The following is an 18,432-nucleotide window of genomic DNA, read 5'->3' on the forward strand; positions in this document are numbered from 1 at the left end:
GGGGCACCTTCAGAGGCGGGTGAGGCAGTACGCCCCGAGGCCCAGCGCGATCACCGCGGCGAGGCTCGCGAGGGTCGCCGATGCGACCTGACTCACACCCTGGGCGACGGGTTCGCCACGCCGGAGCCGGGTGCCGGTCCACACCAGCAGTGCACCTCCGAACAGGGCGAACACCACCCCCGCGAAGATCGCCGGTGCGCTCTCCATGGCTCGCGCTCCTCTTCCCTGCCGCCCGTGACTGCCCAGCGCCCGGAGACTGGCACGCACGGGCGGCGGGAGGGAGGCCGACGGGCGAAATCGAGGTGAACGAGCGGCCGCCATCATCTCGAACATCCGATCGACGGACGAGGGGCGGACCGGCGATGGACCGGCGATGGATTCCGGGGCGAACGTTCCGACCAGATTTTTCCGGCCTTTTTCTTCTCCGGCGTGTCCCGCAGGCCTGCCCGGGGGTCCTCCCCCAGCCCTCCTTCCCGCCCTCCCCCGTGCCCTCCCGCGAGGCGGCCGGGCACGCCGCCGGGCGCGTCTTCCGGCCCGTCAGACCGCAGGCTCCAGGAATCCCTGCTCCACCAGCAGCCGGATCTGTGCGGGCGTGCGGTCGCGCAGCAACACCGGATCCTCGCCCGTCAATTGGGCGATGGCATCGAGAATCCGCCCCGCGCTCAGCGTGCCGTCGCACACCCCTGCGAACCCGGCACCCACCGTGTCCACCTTGGTCGCACGGCGCATCCCGCGGTGCTGGCGCAGCACCACGTGCTCCGGGTCCTCGGCGCCGGGCAGCCCGACCTGCTCCTGGACCACCTCGACGGCGAGCCTGAAGTGGCCTTCCAGAAGATCCGCGTCGTCGTGGTCACGGAGGTAGTCGAGGCGGTCGAAGTGCGCGCGAATCGCCTCGCCGAGCGGCTGTTCGATCGGATGCGGCCACTCCTCGACGGTGACCGAGGGCACGGCGGCGCCCGTCTTCCGCAGCGTGATCCAGCCGAATCCCACCCCCTTCACCTTGCGCGCCTCGAACTCGTCGAGCCACGCGTCGTACCGCGCCTGGTACTCCGCCGGGTCCCCACGATGGTCGCCGGAGTCCCGGAGCCACAACTCGGCGTACTGGTTGACGTCCTGCACCTCGCGCTGCACGATCCACGCGTCGCAGCCGCGCGGCACCCACGACCTGACCCTGTCCTGCCAGTCCTCCCCCGCGACGTGCTGCCAGTTGGCGAGGAACTGCGCGAACCCGCCCTCGTTCAGCCGCTCCCCGGCCTGTTGAACGAGCGAGCGGCACAGATCGTCCCCGCTCATCCCGCCGTCCCGGTACGTCAGCCGGGCCCCCGGAGAGATCACGAACGGCGGGTTGGAGACGATCAGGTCGTACGTCTCCCCCTCCTTGACCGGCTCGAACAGCGAGCCCTCGCGCAGGTCGGCCGCCGGTGCGCCGGAGAGCGCCAGCGTGAGCGCCGTGATGTGCAGCGCGCGCGGGTTGAGGTCGGTCGCCGTCACACGCGTGGCGTGCTGGGCGGCGTGCAGTGCCTGGATCCCGGAGCCGGTGCCGAGGTCGAGGGCGGCGGCGACGGGCGTGCGGACGGTGATGCCGGCCAGGGTCGTGGACGCGCCGCCGACCCCGAGGACGACCCCTTCGTGCCGCTGGCCGATGCCGCCCGCGCCGCCGACGGCACACCCGAGGTCGGAGACGATGAACCAGTCCTCGCCGTCGGGGCCGCCGTACGGCCGTACGTCCACGGTGGCCGCGACCTCGTCGCCGCCCACACGGGTCAGCCAGCCGCTGTCCAGGAGGTCGTCGACGGGCAGCACGCCGGCCACGCGCGCGTGCGGCACGGGCTGCTGGAGGAGGAACAGCCGGACGAGCGTCTCCAGGGGCGTGTCCCCGCGGGTCGCCCGCAGCGCGGGCACCGTCTCGCTGCGGGCCAGCGCCGCGTAGGCGGGGGCGCCGAGCAGGTCGAGCAGCCCGTCGGCGGTGAACGAGGAGCCCAGCAGGGCGGTGCGCAGCCGGGCGGCGGCGTCGGGGCGGTCGGAGGCGGGCAGGATGGCGAGGCCGGAGTCAGTCACGCCCTCCATTGTGGCCCGCGGCCACGCCCGACCAAGGGCTCAGCACACGGCCGCGGACCGCCGAACTCCCCACGACGCGCGACCACGGACCGCCGAACTCCGCCGAACACACCGCCCCGGCCGCCGAGGCTCGGCCCCTGCCTCAGCCCGCGGTCGACGAGGCCGACGACGAAGCCGACGAATTCGACGAAGCCGACGACGACGGCGCCGACGCCCCGGTCGACGTCGTCGAAGAGACCTTCTTGCAGCTGGCCTGCTCGGCGATCGCGTCCTTGACCTCGCCCTGCTCCAGGGCGTTCAGCGCCGCGGTGCCGCTCTTGCTCTGCGTCTCCAGCTGCGTCGTCTGGGAGGCGATGTCCTGCAGACCGGAGGCGAACTTCGCCTGGTCCTTGGTGTCGAGCGCGTCGACCTTCTTCTTCAGGTCGGCGTAGGACGCGGAGAGGCTGTTGAGGGTCGTGACGACGTTCTGCTGACGCTTGGCGCCGTCGTCCACCCCGGGGGGCGCTCCGGCGCTGCTGATGGCCGCTGCGAGCGCCTTGTAGCCGTCGGACATGTCCTGGAAGGCCTGGGAGTCGGTCTTCTTGATGGTCGCGGCCGAACTCGTGGTGTCCGAGGCCGTCGTGGAGATCGCCTCGTTCGCCGCCTTGATCTTCGCGTCCTGCGCCGGCACCGCGTCGCACACGGTCTTGGCCCAGGCGATCAGCTTCGGGTCGGTGCCCTTGTTGTTGCTGCTGCACCCGGACAGCGCCACTACCAGTACCGCACCGCCGGACAGTGCGGCCGCGAGCTTCTTGTTCACCGGATCGGTCCCTTCCATGGCTCTCGGCCCCCGGAATCTACACGGCGGACGGACAGCACCCCCATGTAGGCACCCATTAAGTATGCTTTTGGGTAAATTTGCACCAAGGGAGAGAAGGCTCACGGCGAGACGACGCGCACATCCCCGCCCCCAAGCACACTCCGGCACGCCCCGACGCACTTCGCCGCACTCCGGCGCACGCCAGGCGGCTCGCGGCTGGAGGCAGGCGGCAGGCGGCAGGCGGCAGGTGGCAGGCAGCAGGCGCCCCGGCGTACGAAACAGGCGGACGGCGTGTCAGCACACGCCGTCCGCCCGCTCGTTGACCGGTCCCCTCTCGCGAGGGCCCCGGTGGGCGTCGTAAGACCGCCTACGAAACCACCGCGGGATCGGCCGGCTTGGCCACCCGTTCGGCACTGTCCTCGTCGTCGCCGACGGCGATACCGCGCCGCTTGGAGACGTACACCGCGCCGACGATCACGATCAGCGCGAGGACCGCGATCGTGATCCGGATGCCGATGCTCTTGTCATGACCGTAGGAGAACTTGATCACCGCGGGCGCGATGAGCAGGGAGACCAGGTTCATGACCTTGAGCAGCGGGTTGATCGCGGGTCCTGCGGTGTCCTTGAAGGGGTCGCCGACCGTGTCGCCGATCACCGTGGCGGCGTGGGCCTCGCTGCCCTTGCCGCCGTGGTGGCCGTCCTCGACGAGTTTCTTGGCGTTGTCCCAGGCACCGCCGGAGTTGGCCAGGAAGACGGCCATCAGGGTGCCCGCGCCGATCGCGCCGGCGAGATAGGAGCCGAGGGCCCCGACGCCGAGCGTGAACCCGATGAAGATGGGCGCCATCACGGCGAGCAGTCCCGGCGTGGCCAGCTCCCGCAGGGCGTCCTTGGTGCAGATGTCGACGACCTTGCCGTACTCGGGCGTCTCCGTGTAGTCCATGATCCCGGGGTGCTCGCGGAACTGCCGCCGCACCTCGTAGACCACCGAACCCGCCGACCTCGACACCGCGCTGATGGCGAGTCCGGAGAAGAGGAACACGACCGCCGCGCCGGCGATGAGACCGACGAGGTTGTTGGGCTGTGAGATGTCCATCGACAGGGTCAACGGAGCGCCCGCACCGGTCAGTTTCACCCCCACGTCCTGCACGTTCGTGGTGATCGCGTCCCGGTACGACCCGAAGAGCGCCGACGCCGCGAGGACGGCGGTGGCGATGGCGATGCCCTTGGTGATGGCCTTGGTGGTGTTGCCGACGGCGTCCAGGTTGGTGAGCACCTGCGCGCCCGCGCCCTGGACGTCGCCGGACATCTCGGCGATGCCCTGGGCGTTGTCGGAGACCGGCCCGAAGGTGTCCATGGCGACGATCACGCCGACCGTGGTGAGCAGGCCGGTGCCGGCCAGCGCCACCGCGAACAGCGCCAGCATGATCGACGTACCGCCGAGCAGGAACGCCCCGTAGACGCCGAGGCCGATCAACAGGGCGGTGTAGACGGCCGATTCGAGGCCGATCGAGATGCCGGCGAGGACCACGGTGGCCGGGCCGGTCAGCGAGGACTTGCCGATGTCCATGACCGGACGCCGGTTGGTCTCGGTGAAGTAGCCGGTCAGCTGCTGGATGACAGCCGCCAGCAGGATGCCGATGGCGACCGCGACCAGCGCGAGGATCCGCGGATCGCCGTCCTTGGCCCTGATGGCCGCGTCGGAGATGCCGTCGAGGTCGGCGTACTTCCCCGGCAGGTACACGTAGACCGCGATCGCGACCAGCACGAGCGAGATCACCGCGGAGATGAAGAAGCCGCGGTTGATGGCGCTCATGCCGCTGCGGTCGCTGCGGCGCGGGGCCACCGCGAAGATGCCGATCATGGCGGTGAGCACACCGATGGCCGGCACCAGGAGCGGGAAGGCAAGACCCGCGTCCCCGAAGGCCGCCTTGCCGAGGATCAGCGCGGCGACCAGGGTCACCGCGTACGACTCGAAGAGGTCGGCCGCCATGCCCGCGCAGTCGCCGACGTTGTCGCCCACGTTGTCGGCGATGGTCGCGGCATTGCGCGGGTCGTCCTCCGGAATGCCCTGTTCGACCTTTCCGACCAGGTCGGCGCCGACGTCGGCGGCCTTCGTGAAGATGCCGCCCCCGACACGCATGAACATGGCGATCAGGGCGGCACCGAGACCGAAGCCTTCGAGCACCTTCGGCGCGTCGGCCGCGTACACCAGCACCACACAGGAGGCGCCGAGCAGGCCGAGCCCCACCGTGAACATGCCGACGACGCCGCCCGTGCGGAAAGCGATCTTCATGGCTTTGTGCGAGACGGCGGTGAGATCCTTTTCAGGTTCGCCTTCCGCCGGGGTGGCTTCCCGGGCGGCCGCGGCGACGCGCACATTGCTGCGTACGGCGAGCCACATGCCGATATAACCGGTGGTCGCCGAGAAGACCGCGCCGATCAGGAAGAAGATCGATCGGCCGGCGCGCTGATTCCAGTCGTCCGCGGGCAGCAGCAGGAGCAGGAAGAACACCACGACGGCGAATACGCCGAGGGTGCGCAACTGCCGGCCCAGATAGGCGTTGGCGCCTTCCTGGACCGCCGCCGCGATCTTCTTCATGCTGTCGGTGCCCTCGCCCGCCGCGAGCACCTGGCGGACCAGGATCCAGGCGACCACGAGCGCGGCCAGCGCCACGGCGGCGATGACCGCCACCAGGACCCGGTTGTCGTCGGTCAGGACTGCGGCTGCGAAGGTTGTGGGGTGGTGGCCCAACTGATGAGGGGTAGAAAGCCCCGCCATTCGTCCTCCTTGACGCTTGGACTGAGCTCAAGATGTGGACGGATTCTAGGTACCCGCGAGTGATCTAAACAGGGGACGGTAAACGGAATTGGCCTTCTCGTGCTCTTCAGCAAATGATCGAGGTCGCGCCGACGAACCCGAAAGCGGTAATGCCCTAAAAGCGTTGACGGCGGCGTTTACTTGATCGAATTATCGCCTGATTGATCGTGAATGAATTCACTAAACCCATCGCACGAGATCACTGTACGACCGGCCGTGGGTGACGCGGGGCGCTGACGTGGGCGACGCCGGGCCGGCCACCGGCCGCGGACGTGCGGACATGCCGAAGGGCCCCACTCAGGGGGCCCTTCGGCACACGTACAGGGTGACGCGCGGGTGACTCTCAGGTGAGCGCGACTCCGGACGGGGTCGTCGGCCAGGTCATGCGGATCAGCCCGCCGTGCTCCCCTGCGGTGACCTCCACGTCGTCCACGAGGCCGCTGATGACCGCGAGGCCCATCTCGTCCTCCTCGGCCTCCACGTCCGCGTCCGCCGCGCCACCGGACGCCCGGTCGCCGGGAACGGAACGGGGTGCCTCGTCGCCGACCTCGATGGAGAACTGTTTCTCCTCCTCGATCAGCGCCACCCGCACCGGTTCGGTGATGCCGGCGGCCTGGTGCAGCCCCACGGCACGGGAACAGGCCTCGCCGACGGCCAGCCGGACCTCGTCCAGGACGGCCTCGTCCACTCCGGCCCTGCGAGCCACCGCCGCCGCCACCAGTCGGGCGGTGCGGACGTGCTCGGGCAGCGCGCTGAAGCGGAGTTCAACGGTGGCCATACGTCCCCCTCGGAACTACGGGCGTGCGATGGGGGGGCCGGGCCGCCGAAGAACCCGGAACCCCCCGATGAATTGCGTCCGCCGCGGGCACTGCGGCCCGTGCACGGCTGCCGGCACGGGCACGCAGGCCCGAACGGGCGGGGGTGACACGGACGTCCGTGCGGCGCGTGGCGCGCACGAGCCCGTGCCGGGGGCCGGCCGGACGGCACGAACCGATCGGCGGTCCGGGGTACGTCGGCCGGCCCGGGGTCAGTCGGTGGCCGCCACCGCTTCCTCGACCGAGGTGTGGATCGGGAACACCTTGGTGAGGCCGGTGATACGGAAGATCTTCAGAATGCGCTCCTGGTTGCAGACCAGGCGCAGCGAGCCCTCATGGGCACGCACCCGCTTCAGGCCGCCGACCAGCACGCCGAGCCCGGTGGAGTCGAGGAAGTCCACGCCCTCCATGTCGACGACGAGGTGGAAATTCCCGTCGTTCACCAGCTCGACCAGCTGCTCACGCAGCTTGGGCGCGGTATATACGTCGATTTCGCCACCGACCTCGACGACCGTACGATCGCCGACTGTACGAGTCGACAGGGACAGGTCCACGGATCCTCCAGCACCTTGCTATCGAGCGGTCGCCCCTCGGGACACCTCGGCTTGCGGCCCCCGGGACGGTTCGCCAGCCGCGATGGCATTCAATCACTTACGGCAGGCGTGCACGACGCCTTGGCCCCATTGTCCGTCACGCCAGTGACACACTCGGTCCCGATGGCCATAAATCACCGATCCGATCGACCGCCGGTTCCGGCCGTGTCCGGGTTCTCTCCGGGCACGGTCCTGGACCGGCTCGCCTCCGGGCCGAGCCGGGCTTCGCGCATCACTCATACGGAGCACTTGCCCCCGCGCGCGGGTCGGCATGCCGTCTGGCCTGACCGGATTCGTTCGGAGGTCGTCGCGGCCGTGCAGGAGTGCGGCATCGAACATCCCTGGGAGCACCAGGCGCTGGCCGCCGAGCACGCCCTGGACGGGGATTCGGTGGTGGTGGCCACCGGCACCGCCTCCGGCAAGTCCCTGGCCTACCTCGTGCCGGTGCTGTCGACCCTCCTGGACGGCTCCGAGGCCGCCAACGGCCGCGGCGCCACCGCCCTCTACCTGGCGCCCACCAAGGCGCTGGCGGCCGACCAGTGCCGTGCCGTGAAGGAACTTTCACAACCGCTGGGAAACTCGGTGCGCCCCGCGGTGTACGACGGCGACACCCCGTACGAGGAACGGGAGTGGATCCGCCAGTACGCCAACTACGTGCTCACCAACCCGGACATGCTGCACCGCGGGATCCTGCCCGGGCACGCCCGCTGGTCCTCCTTCCTGAAGTCGCTGAAGTACGTCGTCGTCGACGAGTGCCACACCTACCGGGGCGTCTTCGGCTCGCACGTCGCCCAGGTGCTGCGCCGGCTCCGCCGCCTGTGCGCCCGCTACGGCGCCTCCCCGGTCTTCCTGCTGGCCTCCGCGACCGCCGCCGAGCCGGCCGTGGCCGCCGGCCGCCTCACCGGCCTGCCGGTCGTGGAGATCGCCGACGACGCCTCCCCGCGCGGCGAGCTGGTCTTCGCCCTCTGGGAGCCGCCGCTGACCGAGCTGCACGGCGAGAAGGGCGCCCCGGTCCGCCGTACCGCCATCGCCGAGACCGCCGACCTGCTGACCGACCTCGCCGTGCAGGGCGTGCGCTCGGTCGCCTTCGTGCGCTCCAGACGTGGCGCGGAGCTGATCTCCGTCATCACGCAGGAACGGCTGGCCGAGATGGACCGTTCCCTCGCCCGGCGTGTCGCGGCCTACCGCGGCGGTTACCTCCCCGAGGAGCGGCGCGCCCTGGAACGCGCGCTGCACTCCGGGGAACTCCTCGGACTTGCCGCCACAACGGCCCTGGAGCTGGGCGTGGACGTCTCCGGGCTGGACGCCGTACTGATTGCCGGATACCCCGGTACGCGGGCCTCTGTGTGGCAGCAGGCGGGTCGCGCGGGCCGCGCCGGGCAGGGCGCCCTCGCGGTCCTGGTCGCCCGCGACGATCCGCTGGACACCTTCCTCGTCCATCATCCCGAGGCCCTGTTCGACCAACCGGTGGAATCGACCGTCCTCGACCCCGACAACCCGTACGTCCTCGCCCCCCACCTGTGCGCCGCCGCGGCCGAGATCCCCCTCACCGACGACGACCTCGACCTCTTCGGCCCCGCCTGCAAGGAGCTGCTGCCGCAGCTGGAGGCCGCGAAGCTGCTGCGCCGCCGGACGAAGGCCTGGCACTGGACCCGCCGGGAGCGGGCCGCCGAGCTGACCGACATCCGCGGCGAGGGCGGCCGCCCGGTACAGGTCGTCGAGGCGGGCACGGGACGCCTGCTCGGCACGGTGGACGCGAGCGCCGCGCACTCCACGGTCCACGAGGGCGCCGTCCACCTGCACCAGGGCCGCACCTACCTCGTGCGCTCCCTCGACCTGGAGGACTCGGTGGCCCTGGTCGAGCAGGCCGAGCCGCCGTACTCCACGGTCGCCCGCGACACCACGGCCATCTCCGTCCTGGAGACCGACGTCGAGGTCCCCTGGGGCGACGGCCGCCTCTGCTACGGCTCCGTCGAGGTCACCAACCAGGTGGTCTCCTTCCTGCGCCGCCGGCTCATCACCGGCGAAGTGCTGGGCGAGACGAAACTCGACCTCCCCCCGCGTACGCTGCGCACCCGCGCGGTGTGGTGGACCGTCACCGAGGACCAGCTCGACGAGGCCCGGATCAACCCGGAGATCCTCGGCGGCGCCCTGCACGCCGCCGAGCACGCCTCCATCGGCCTGCTGCCGCTCTTCGCGACCTGCGACCGCTGGGACATCGGCGGCGTGTCGATCCCGCTGCACCCCGACACCCTGCTGCCGACCGTCTTCGTCTACGACGGCCACCCAGGCGGCGCCGGCTTCGCGGAACGCGCCTTCCACACGGCCCGCACGTGGCTGACGGCGACCCGGGAGGCGATCGCCGCGTGCGAGTGCGACGCCGGGTGCCCGTCCTGCATCCAGTCCCCCAAGTGCGGGAACGGGAACGAGCCGCTGCACAAGCGGGGGGCGGTGCGCCTCCTCACGGTGCTCTTGAAGGGGGCGCCGGGGTAGGCGGGTGCGTCGGTGCGGGCCGGTGAGGGCTGGTCGCGCAGTTCCTCCCCCAGCCTTCGGCCGGGGGTACCCCCAGCGCCCCTCTGGGGCGCGTTGCAGGCGCCGCTCGCCGGAAAGGCCGCCGGGCCTGCTCTGGCCCTGACCTCGGCCGCGAAGGGACCCTCTCCCGACCTCGCCGACACATCCGAGACGTCCCCGACGATCACGCACCGCGTCAGCCGCGCGGCCTGTGCCTGCGCCACCCGGTCGGCTCGGGCGCAGGCCTTCGCCTGCCCGTCGGCCCAGTGGTCGGCAGCAGTGAGTGCCGCCATGTCGGCGCCACCCGCCGCGCGATGCCGGACGACTACGGCGTGCCCCAGCCCCAGCACCACCCCGAACACCACGCACAGCACGGCGATCGCACCGACGCTCCAGACTGTGGCGGACCCCCGGTCAGGCGCGCCACAGGGGCGCGGGGAACTGCGCGACCAGCCCCCACGCAGCGGCAGCCGAAAGACCAACCGTTGCCCCCTCACGGCTCCTCCGCCAACGCCACCGCCGACTCCCGCACCTCGAACGGCAACGCGCCCAGCACCGGCGGCCTCGCCACCACCGTCACCCGCACCACGTCGCCCTCCCGGCCCACCGTCACCGCAGCCCCGTCCGGCGCCGCCTCCTTCGTCACCGCGATCACCGCGTCCTCGGCGTCCTGCCGCGCCGCGGCCCGCGCCCCGGTGCGGGCGGCGTCCACGCACCGGATCTGGGCGGCCACCACGAGCAGCCCCCACACCAGCGCCATCGTGAACGCCACCAGCACCGGCAGCACCACGGCCGCCTCCGCGGTCACGAACCCCCGGTCCGCCCCGCGCCCCCGCTCACATCCGCGCACTGAGGGCTCGTTTCACGATGGCCTGGAGCTCCGCGCTGACCTGACCGCTCGTCACGACCGCGTAGAGGACCGCCGCGAACCCGACGGCGGCGATGATCCCCATCGCGTACTCGGAGGTGACCATCCCGGCGTCCCTGCGCAGCAGCTTCCACATCTTCCAGCACATCTCACGCATTTCGACTCCCTTGAACTCGCTTGGTTTTGACTTCAGTTCCTGTCGGCGGCCCCGCTGTCGCGCCCTTCATCCACCACCCCCTCGCAGCACCCCGCCCGCGAGTCCGATCACCACGGGCAGCACACCGACCGCGATGAACGCGGGCAGGAAGCACAGCCCCACCGGCGCCGAGATCAGCACGGCCGCCCGCCGTGCCCGCGCGGTCGCGCTCCTCGCCCACTCGGCGCGGGCGTCCGAGGCGAGCCGGGCGACGGGCGCGGCCGCCGGCATCCCGGACTCGTCCGCGCGTTCCAGCAGCCGGGCCAGGGCGGCGGCACCCGGCAGCCCCGCCAACCGCCGCCAGGCAACTGCCGGTTCGCCGCCCAGCCGCACCTCCGCCGCGCCCCGCGCGAGCCCCTCCCCGACAGGCCCGCCGAGGGCCTCTCCGACCGCCTGGGCGCCGACCACCGGACCGGCCCCCGCGGCGATGCAGGCCGCCAGGAGGTCGGCGGCGAGCGGGAGTTGACGCACGGCCTCGGCCGCCTCCGCCTGAGCCGTCCGGTCCGCGTCGCCCGCCCGGCTCCGCCACCGCCACAGCCCCACCGCGACGCCCAGCCCCAGCAGCGCCCCGACGACCCCGCCGACCAGCACCCAGCCGCCGCACACCACCCCGACGACCGGCAGCCACCTGCGGACGGCATCGCCGACGGCGGAGTGCATCTCCGCCTGCTCCAGCCTCTCCAGGCCGAGCAGTTCGGCCGCCTTGTGCCGAGCCCAGCGCCTGTGCCTGGCCCGCTCCAGCCGCCATGCCGACCAGCCCAGGGCCGCCAGCACCGCGACCGTCACCCCCAGCCTGTGGACAACCTCCGCGCTCACGCCGCCTCAGCTCCCCGCACGATCCGGGCCGCCCACCACATCCCGGCGCCCTCGAACACCGCGCCGACGACCAGGCAGCCCAGGCCGGCCCCGGTGTGCAGCAGCACCCGCAGCGGGTCGGCGCCCATGGCCGAGCCGAGCAGGAGGCCGAGGGCGGGCAGCGCGGCGAGCATCACCGCGGTGGCCCGGGCGCCCGACAACTGGGCGCGCAGATCGGCGCGTTGGTCGCGTTCGGCACGCAGGGCGGCGTCCAGGCGGTCGAGACCGGCCGCGAGTCCGGCGCCCTGGTCGACCGCCACCCGCCAGCAGGCCGCGAGCCCCAGCAGGCCGTCGGCGCCGGGCTGCCGCGCCGCCACCGCCAGCGCCCCCGGCACGTCCCCGCCGAAGCGCGCCGCCGCGACCACGGCCGACTGCGCCTCACCGAGCCCGCCGGAGTCCCGTGCGGCCCGCAACAGCGCCTCACCCGGCTGCCGTCCCGCGCGCACCTCACCGGCGAGCGCCCCGCACAGCGCGATCACCGCGTCGGCGCGCGCCTGCCGGGTCCGCCGCGCCCGGCGGACCAGCCGCACCCGGCGCAGCACCGGCACCCCGGCCGCCCCCGCGAGGACCGGAAGGACCGAGGCGGCGAGAAGCGCGAGCGCGACACCGGCGGCCAGGGCCCACCACTCACCCCGCCAACGGCCGCGCAGCCGTCGCAGTTCCCCGAGCGCCTGCTCCCAGGAGGGCGGCCCGGTGGCCACCACCCCACCGCCGGCGAGCAGCAGCCGCGTCCGCCGTACCTCGCGCTGCCGCTCGGCCAGCAGCCAGGCCATGACCCCGCCGCACACCACGGCCGCGCCGACCGTCGTCCCACCCATCACACAATCCCCTTTCAACTCATAGATCACTGAAGTCGCTTTTCAACTCATGGATCACTGACGTCACTTCAGACCGGACCGAGTTCACGGACCGGACAGAGCTCACAGACCGGTCGCGTCACTCCCGAGCAGCCCCCGCAGCCGCTCCCATCCCCGCTCCCGCGCGAACGCCGCCGCGTCCCAGCGCAGTGCCGGTACCGTCCGCACCAGCCCGGAGGAGTCCCGCTCCAGGACGTGCACCTCGGCGATCCGCCGCCGGCCCGCGCCGTCCCGTACGAGGTGCAGCACCACCGACAGCGCGGCGGCGAGCTGGCTGTGCAGGGCCGCCCGGTCGAGCCCGGCCGCCGTGCCGAGGGCCTCCAGGCGGGCCGGTACGTCCGCGGCCGCGTTGGCGTGCACGGTGCCGCAGCCGCCCTCGTGGCCGGTGTTGAGCGCGGCCAGGAGGTGGACCACCTCGGGCCCGCGGACCTCGCCGACGACGAGCCGGTCGGGCCGCATCCGCAGGGCCTGCCGGACCAGGTCCTCCAGGGTGACGAGGCCGGCGCCCTCCTGGTTGGCGGGTCTGGTCTCCAGCCGTACGACGTGCGGGTGTTCGGGCCTGAGCTCCGCCGAGTCCTCGGCGAGCACGATCCGCTCCCCCGGTCCGACCAGGCCGAGCAGCGCGCTCAGCAGGGTCGTCTTGCCGGTGCCGGTGCCGCCGCTGACCAAAAAAGAGAGCCGGGCCGCGAGGAGCGCCCGCAGGATCCGGTCGCCGCCCGGGGGCACGGTGCCGGCCGCGACCAGTTCGTCGAGGGTGAACGCCCGGGGACGGACCACCCGCAGGGACAGGCAGGTGCAGCCGACGGCCACCGGGGGCAGGACCGCGTGCAGGCGGGTGCCGTCGGGCAGCCGGGCGTCCGCCCAGGGACGCGCGTCGTCCAGGCGCCGGCCGGCCACCGCGGCCAGCCGCTGCGCGAGGCGCCGTACCGCCGCCGCGTCCGGAAAGGCGACCGGGGTGAGTTCCAGGCCGCCGCCGCGGTCCACCCAGACCCGGTCCGGGGCGGTCACCAGGACGTCGGTGACCGTGGGGTCGGCGAGCAGGGGCTCCAGGGGGCCGCTGCCGACCAGTTCGGAGCGCAGTCGCTCGGCCGCGCCGAGGACTTCGGCGTCGCCGAGGACCCGCCCCTGGGCGCGCAGTGCCTGTGCGACCCGCGCGGGTGTCGGTTCGGCGCCGCTCTCGGCGAGCCAGCGCCGTACTCCGTCGAGCAGGGCCGGGCCGTCCGCGCCCGCGGTGCCGGGCCTCATGCGGCACCGCCGGCCTCGACCAGCGTGCGCTCCCAGAAGCCCTTGCAGAAGCGGGCCAGCGGTCCGCGTGCGACGGACCCGGGCGGTTTCCGGTGCGGACGGGACAGGCCGGGTTCGGCGGGCACTTCGCCGGCCAGTGGCAGGCCGAGCAGCCGGGCCACCTCGCGGTCGTCGAGGCCCGGCGCGTACGGCCCCCGTACCGCCACCCTGAGGTCGCGCACGACCATGCCGACGGTGGCCGCCACCCGTCCGGCCGCGGCGACGGCGCGGAGTTCGGCGGGGACCACCAGGACGGCGAGGTCGAGCTGGGTGAGGACCTCGGCGACCTCGTCGTCCAGGCGGCGCGGCAGGTCGACGACGACCGTGCCGCCGCGCCGCCGGGCGGCGGCGAGCACCGCGCGGACGGCGGGCGGCGGGATCGCCACGCAGTCGCCGCGGTCCCAGCTGAGGATCCGCAGCGAGTGCAGCTCCGGCAGCGATTCCTCCAGGGCGCCGCTGCCGAGCCGGCCGCGCGAGGCGGCGAAGGCGGGCCAGCGCAGGCCTTCGGCGGTCTCGCCGCCGAGGAGTACGTCGATTCCGCCGCCCAGCGGATCCGCGTCCACGAGCAGGGTGCGCAGTCCCTCCCGCGCGGAGGTGACGGCGAGCGCGCAGGCCAGCGTGGAGGCACCGGCCCCGCCCCGGCCGCCGATGACGCCGACGGTGAGGGCCGGGCGGCCGACGCCCTCGACGACGTCGGCGATCCGGTCCACGAGCCACTGCTCGCCGTCGGGCAGCATCAGGACGTGGTCGGCGCCGATCTCCACGGCCCGTTTCCACACGTCGGGGTCGTCCTGGTCGAGGCCCACCAGGACCACCCCGCGTCGGCGCGTGGCCCCGCGCACCCGCCGTGCGGCGTCGTCGCCGACCAGGACGAGCGGGGCGGACTCCCAGCCGCCGCCGCGTTCCGGCGGGCCGTGGTGGACCTCCGGTTTGGCACCGGCCGCGGCGCACAGGCGCAGCAGGTCGTCGAGGAGTTCGGCGTCCTCGGTGACGATCATCGGGCGTCCGGGCCGTCCCGAGGCGGCGGACGGCGGGTCGTGGGTGACGGTTCCGGCCACGTGAGCTTCCCCCTTGGCTGCGTTCTCCCGCATGGCCCCTGCGGCCACGCGATTCCCAAACGTGCGAAGAACCGGCAGGCGGCTCCTTATGCACGGCCGACAGAAACCGGCCATTGGCGCCCGACAAACGGAACCGGCCATGAACTCGCCGCCGCCGGAGCGCGCTGGAATCACGGTGTCGCGAACCCGGAAATCGTGTGGATCTTGGTCCAAAACTGTGGACAACTCGACGGTTGTGAATATCGCCGTCACCCATGCCGGTGAGGCCCGTTCCGGGGTCTGCGCGACTTCCACAGCGCAGCGCTACGACTACCCACCGTGACGGATCATGGGCATAGGAAAGGGCGGCCGAAGCCGCCCGACCAAGGCCTCACGGCCTGCGAGAGAGGAGGAAAAACCCGTCCGGACATGCGACGACCCCCACCGGGGGGGAGAGTGGGGGTCGTCTCCACGGCCGACTCGGGGGGGGAGGAGCCGGACCGGGTTAGCACGGTCGCGAACGATCCGTGACTTCCATGGTGTACCCGAGAGCCCTCTCAGGCAAACCCACGCGCCCCACCTTACGCCGAATGGTGGGCGCCTATGCTCGGGGGCGTGGAAAGCCACTCCTTGCCTCGCACAGCGGCCTTCTTTGACCTGGACAAGACGGTCATTGCGAAGTCGAGCACGCTCACCTTCAGCAAGTCGTTCTACCAAGGCGGTCTGATCAACCGCCGGGCGGCGCTGCGCAACGCGTACTCCCAGTTCGTGTTCCTGGTCGGCGGTATGGACCACGACCAGATGGAGCGCACGCGCGCGTACCTGTCCGGCCTCGTCCGCGGCTGGAATGTCCAGCAGGTCAAGGAGATCGTCGCCGAGACCCTGCACGACCTGATCGACCCGATCATCTACGACGAGGCCGCCTCCCTCATCGAGGAGCACCACAAGGCCGGCCGGGACGTCGTCATCGTCTCCACCTCGGGTGCCGAGGTGGTCGAGCCGATCGGCGAACTCCTCGGCGCCGACCGGGTGGTGGCCACCCGCATGGTCGTCGGCGACGACGGCTGCTACACCGGCGAGGTGGAGTACTACGCGTACGGGCCGACCAAGGCCGAGGCCGTCCGGGAGCTGGCCGCCTCCGAGGGGTACGACCTCGACCGCTGCTACGCCTACAGCGACTCGGCGACCGACCTGCCGATGCTCCGGGCCGTCGGGCATCCGCACGCCGTGAACCCGGACCGCGCGCTGCGCCGCGAGGCCCTCGCCCGCGGGTGGCCGATCCTCGACTTCAACCGGCCTGTACGGCTCAAGCAGCGGATCTCCGGGCCCCCGCGCCCGGCCCTGGTCGCCGCGGCGGCCATAGGAGCGGCGGCCGCCACCGCGGGCCTGGTCTGGTACGCGAGCCGGCGCCGGAGCACGGTCGCCTGAACCGGCCGCTCCGGGCGTGCTTCACCCGTTCGGCCCACCGGCGCCCCTTTGGTACGTCTTTGAACCTAAAAGTAAAGAACTGTAGGCAGGACTTCCGCTTGCTCCGGGCTTGCAGTACAAAGGGGTTAGCGGCCCGCGAGACCGAAGGACATCCGCGAGGATCACCTTTAAAACGCATTTGGCCCACGGACCCAGCATGGACACTGAGCACCCACGCGACGTCGACCCGTCGATTACGGGCCAGCCGCACCAGGTGACGGGCAAAGTACCCGACCTGATGGGCGACATATCGAGGACGCTTGGTAACCCGGTGAGCATGCCAGCGGCGGTACGAGTCCTCGTACCGCCGCAACCCTTTTCCGGGGCGCCCCGCGACCTTCCGGACGAGTCCTACGCCGCCCCGCGCTGCAGCGCCTCGCACACCGCCGTCGACTCGCGCACGCCGAGTTCGACCGCCCGCCCGCAGTGCGCGATCCAGGCCGCCATCCCTTCCGGAGTACCGGAGACATAGCCGTCCAGAGCCGCCAGATAGGAGGCGCGGCCCAGTTCGGCGTGGCCGACCTCGGCAGGGCAGATCGCCTTGGGGTCGAGGCCGCTGCCGATCAGCACGATCCGCTCGGCCGCGCGGGCGACCAGCCCGTTGCACGAGGTGAAGGGGCGCAGCCCGAGCAGTTCGCCGTGCACCACGGCGGCCGTCACCAGCGCGGGCGCCTCGCTCCCCGCGACGATCAGTTCCGAGAGCCCCTCCAGGCGCCCCGACACCTCGTCGGCGTCCGGCAGCTCCAGTTCCACCAGCGGCTCGTCGACGCCCTCGCCGGCCCGGCGCGGCCGGCCGACCTCGTCGTCACCGGTCGCGGCCGCCACCAGGTGCAGCCGGGCCAGCACCCGCAGCGGCGACTGCCGCCAGATGGACAGCAGTTGGCCCGCCTCCGCGGTCAGCCGCAGGGCCGCGCCGACCACGCGCGCATCGTCGTCCACACCGAAGTCGGAGCGCCTCCGCACCTCCTCCAGCGCCCAGTCGGCACCGGACAGTGCGGCGCTGCCCCGGGCGGCCCGCAGCGCGGCCTCCGAGGTGACGGCGTTGCTGCGGCGCCGCATGATCCGGTGCCCGTAGACCCGGTCCACGGCCTTGCGCACGGACTCCACGGACTCGGCCACCCCGGGCAGCGAACCCAGGGCCACGAGCGGATCGGCGGTCGCACCTGTCGTACTCATGAGTACGACAGTACGCACCCCGCCCCCAGGGCTCCACGAAGGAGTGGTCTTCTTCACTTCATGTGACACGTACAGCTACCGGCCGACTACCCTTCGTGAACATGAAAATTGCTTTCGTCGGGAAGGGCGGCAGCGGCAAGACCACGCTCTCCTCCCTGTTCATCCGCCATCTCGCGGCCGCCGGCGCGCCGGTCGTCGCCGTCGACGCCGACATCAACCAGCATCTGGGCCCCGCGCTCGGCCTCGACGAGACGGAGGCGGAGGCACTGCCCGCGATGGGCGAACGGCTCTCCCTGATCAAGGACTACCTGCGCGGCCACAACCCGCGCATCGCCTCCGCCGCGACCATGATCAAGACCACCCCGCCGGGCGAGGGTTCGCGGCTGGTCCGGGTGCGCGAGCCCAATCCGGTGTACGACGCCTGCGCGCGGCCGGTGGAACTCGACGGCGGCGCCGTCCGTTTGATGGTCACCGGGCCCTTCACGGACGCCGACCTGGGGGTCTCCTGCTACCACTCCAAGACGGGAGCGGTGGAGCTGTTCCTGAACCACCTCGTCGACGGCCCCGACGAGTACGTCGTGGTGGACATGACGGCGGGCTCGGACTCCTTCGCCTCCGGCATGTTCACCCGCTTCGACATCACGTTCCTCGTCGCCGAGCCGACCCGAAAGGGGGTCTCCGTCTACCGCCAGTACAAGGAGTACGCCCGGGACTTCGGCGTCGTCCTGAAGGTCGTCGGCAACAAGGTGCAGGGGCCGGAGGACATCGACTTCCTGCGCTCGGAGGTAGGGGACGACCTGCTGGTCACGGTCGGGCACTCGGACTGGGTGCGCGCCATGGAGAAGGGCCGGCCGCCCCGGTTCGAGCTCCTGGAGACCCCCAACTCCCGCGCCCTGCGCGCCCTCAAGGTGGCCACCGACGCGACGTACGAGCTGCGGGACTGGGAGCGCTACACCCGGCAGATGGTCCACTTCCACCTGAAGAACGCCCTCTCGTGGGGCAACGAGCGCACCGGAGCCGACCTGGCGGCGCAGATCGACCCCGGCTTCGTGCTCGGCGAGGGAGTGGCCACCCCCGCCTGACGGGTGGCCGGCCCCG

At 72.2% G+C, this 18,432-nt stretch carries 16 protein-coding genes and 1 pseudogene; 3 read left to right on the top strand and 14 right to left on the bottom strand.

Annotated features, from left to right (window positions below):
• Positions 1-9 precede the first annotated feature (9 nt).
• The 6 genes from ABT137_RS29980 to bldG all read right to left on the bottom strand — a co-directional run bounded on the left by ABT137_RS29980 (position 10) and on the right by bldG (position 7,044).
• Positions 10-207 (bottom strand): hypothetical protein, encoded by a 198-nt coding sequence (locus tag ABT137_RS29980; RefSeq protein ID WP_351714230.1) that lies wholly within the window; start codon positions 205-207, stop codon positions 10-12.
• A 330-nt stretch (positions 208-537) separates the two neighbouring features.
• Positions 538-2,067 carry a DUF7059 domain-containing protein gene (locus ABT137_RS29985; protein ID WP_351714231.1) on the bottom strand — a complete coding sequence of 510 codons (1,530 nt, stop codon included), beginning with the start codon at positions 2,065-2,067 and terminating at the stop codon, positions 538-540.
• A 133-nt stretch (positions 2,068-2,200) separates the two neighbouring features.
• On the bottom strand, positions 2,201-2,875 hold the full coding sequence (locus ABT137_RS29990; protein ID WP_351714232.1) for a small secreted protein: 675 nt from the start codon (positions 2,873-2,875) through the stop codon (positions 2,201-2,203).
• 349 nt (positions 2,876-3,224) lie between these two features.
• Positions 3,225-5,636, bottom strand: a complete 2,412-nt coding sequence (locus ABT137_RS29995) for a sodium-translocating pyrophosphatase (RefSeq protein ID WP_351714233.1) — start codon at positions 5,634-5,636, stop codon at positions 3,225-3,227.
• Positions 5,637-6,018: 382 nt separating this feature from the next.
• On the bottom strand, positions 6,019-6,453 hold the full coding sequence (locus ABT137_RS30000) for an ATP-binding protein (protein WP_351714234.1): 435 nt from the start codon (positions 6,451-6,453) through the stop codon (positions 6,019-6,021).
• Positions 6,454-6,702: 249 nt separating this feature from the next.
• Positions 6,703-7,044, bottom strand: coding sequence for an anti-sigma factor antagonist BldG (gene bldG, locus ABT137_RS30005; protein WP_010986038.1), 342 nt, complete (start codon positions 7,042-7,044; stop codon positions 6,703-6,705).
• 162 nt (positions 7,045-7,206) lie between these two features.
• Between bldG and ABT137_RS30010 the strand changes: the two genes are divergently transcribed.
• The gene (locus ABT137_RS30010; RefSeq protein ID WP_351714235.1) at positions 7,207-9,576 is read left to right on the top strand and encodes a DEAD/DEAH box helicase; all 2,370 of its coding nucleotides are present in this window, start codon (positions 7,207-7,209) and stop codon (positions 9,574-9,576) included.
• Positions 9,577-9,691: 115 nt separating this feature from the next.
• On the opposite strand, the pseudogene ABT137_RS30015 reads toward ABT137_RS30010, so the two are convergent.
• The 7 genes and pseudogenes from ABT137_RS30015 to ssd form a co-directional block, all read right to left on the bottom strand.
• Positions 9,692-10,058: pseudogene (locus tag ABT137_RS30015) on the bottom strand (Rv3654c family TadE-like protein); the annotation flags it as partial.
• A gap of 29 nt (positions 10,059-10,087) precedes the next feature.
• A complete protein-coding gene (locus tag ABT137_RS30020) occupies positions 10,088-10,402 on the bottom strand; it encodes a TadE family type IV pilus minor pilin (RefSeq protein WP_351714236.1) in 315 nt (104 codons plus the stop codon).
• A gap of 28 nt (positions 10,403-10,430) precedes the next feature.
• On the bottom strand, positions 10,431-10,619 hold the full coding sequence (locus tag ABT137_RS30025) for a DUF4244 domain-containing protein (protein ID WP_351714237.1): 189 nt from the start codon (positions 10,617-10,619) through the stop codon (positions 10,431-10,433).
• 66 nt (positions 10,620-10,685) lie between these two features.
• The gene (locus tag ABT137_RS30030; protein WP_351714238.1) at positions 10,686-11,474 is read right to left on the bottom strand and encodes a type II secretion system F family protein; all 789 of its coding nucleotides are present in this window, start codon (positions 11,472-11,474) and stop codon (positions 10,686-10,688) included.
• On the bottom strand, positions 11,471-12,331 hold the full coding sequence (locus ABT137_RS30035; RefSeq protein WP_351714239.1) for a type II secretion system F family protein: 861 nt from the start codon (positions 12,329-12,331) through the stop codon (positions 11,471-11,473). Before ABT137_RS30035 ends, ABT137_RS30030 begins: the two co-directional genes overlap by 4 nt.
• A 102-nt stretch (positions 12,332-12,433) precedes the next feature.
• Complete coding sequence (locus ABT137_RS30040) at positions 12,434-13,615, bottom strand: TadA family conjugal transfer-associated ATPase (RefSeq protein ID WP_351714240.1); 1,182 nt, start codon at positions 13,613-13,615, stop codon at positions 12,434-12,436.
• Positions 13,612-14,712: a septum site-determining protein Ssd gene (gene ssd / locus ABT137_RS30045; RefSeq protein WP_351714241.1), complete on the bottom strand. Its 1,101-nt coding sequence runs from the start codon at positions 14,710-14,712 to the stop codon at positions 13,612-13,614. The genes ABT137_RS30040 and ssd overlap by 4 nt, the downstream gene beginning before the upstream one ends.
• Positions 14,713-15,294: 582 nt before the next feature.
• Between ssd and ABT137_RS30050 the strand changes: the two genes are divergently transcribed.
• On the top strand, positions 15,295-16,119 hold the full coding sequence (locus tag ABT137_RS30050; protein ID WP_351714242.1) for an HAD family hydrolase: 825 nt from the start codon (positions 15,295-15,297) through the stop codon (positions 16,117-16,119).
• Positions 16,120-16,509: 390 nt separating this feature from the next.
• On the opposite strand, the gene ABT137_RS30055 is transcribed toward ABT137_RS30050, so the two are convergent.
• Positions 16,510-17,334, bottom strand: a complete 825-nt coding sequence (locus tag ABT137_RS30055) for a Fic family protein (RefSeq protein WP_351714243.1) — start codon at positions 17,332-17,334, stop codon at positions 16,510-16,512.
• A 101-nt stretch (positions 17,335-17,435) separates the two neighbouring features.
• Between ABT137_RS30055 and ABT137_RS30060 the strand changes: the two genes are divergently transcribed.
• On the top strand, positions 17,436-18,416 hold the full coding sequence (locus ABT137_RS30060; protein WP_351714244.1) for an ATP-binding protein: 981 nt from the start codon (positions 17,436-17,438) through the stop codon (positions 18,414-18,416).
• Positions 18,417-18,432 lie beyond the last annotated feature (16 nt).

It is taken from the genome of Streptomyces sp. NPDC001980, from assembly GCF_040296885.1.
Lineage (GTDB): Bacteria > Actinomycetota > Actinomycetes > Streptomycetales > Streptomycetaceae > Streptomyces.

What these genes read in the sequence shown, in the direction of transcription:
- ABT137_RS29995 (WP_351714233.1), bottom strand. Translation starts at nt 5,636, where the DNA reads ATGGCGGGGCTTTCTACCCCTCATCAGTTGGGCCACCACCCCACAACC.
- ABT137_RS30050 (WP_351714242.1), top strand. Translation starts at nt 15,295, where the DNA reads ATGCTCGGGGGCGTGGAAAGCCACTCCTTGCCTCGCACAGCGGCCTTC.
- ABT137_RS30010 (WP_351714235.1), top strand. Translation starts at nt 7,207, where the DNA reads ATGGCCATAAATCACCGATCCGATCGACCGCCGGTTCCGGCCGTGTCC.
- ABT137_RS30035 (WP_351714239.1), bottom strand. Translation starts at nt 12,331, where the DNA reads ATGGGTGGGACGACGGTCGGCGCGGCCGTGGTGTGCGGCGGGGTCATG.
- ABT137_RS30025 (WP_351714237.1), bottom strand. Translation starts at nt 10,619, where the DNA reads ATGCGTGAGATGTGCTGGAAGATGTGGAAGCTGCTGCGCAGGGACGCC.
- ABT137_RS29980 (WP_351714230.1), bottom strand. Translation starts at nt 207, where the DNA reads ATGGAGAGCGCACCGGCGATCTTCGCGGGGGTGGTGTTCGCCCTGTTC.
- ABT137_RS30040 (WP_351714240.1), bottom strand. Translation starts at nt 13,615, where the DNA reads ATGAGGCCCGGCACCGCGGGCGCGGACGGCCCGGCCCTGCTCGACGGA.
- ABT137_RS29985 (WP_351714231.1), bottom strand. Translation starts at nt 2,067, where the DNA reads ATGGAGGGCGTGACTGACTCCGGCCTCGCCATCCTGCCCGCCTCCGAC.
- ABT137_RS30060 (WP_351714244.1), top strand. Translation starts at nt 17,436, where the DNA reads ATGAAAATTGCTTTCGTCGGGAAGGGCGGCAGCGGCAAGACCACGCTC.
- ABT137_RS30055 (WP_351714243.1), bottom strand. Translation starts at nt 17,334, where the DNA reads ATGAGTACGACAGGTGCGACCGCCGATCCGCTCGTGGCCCTGGGTTCG.
- ABT137_RS29990 (WP_351714232.1), bottom strand. Translation starts at nt 2,875, where the DNA reads ATGGAAGGGACCGATCCGGTGAACAAGAAGCTCGCGGCCGCACTGTCC.
- ABT137_RS30000 (WP_351714234.1), bottom strand. Translation starts at nt 6,453, where the DNA reads ATGGCCACCGTTGAACTCCGCTTCAGCGCGCTGCCCGAGCACGTCCGC.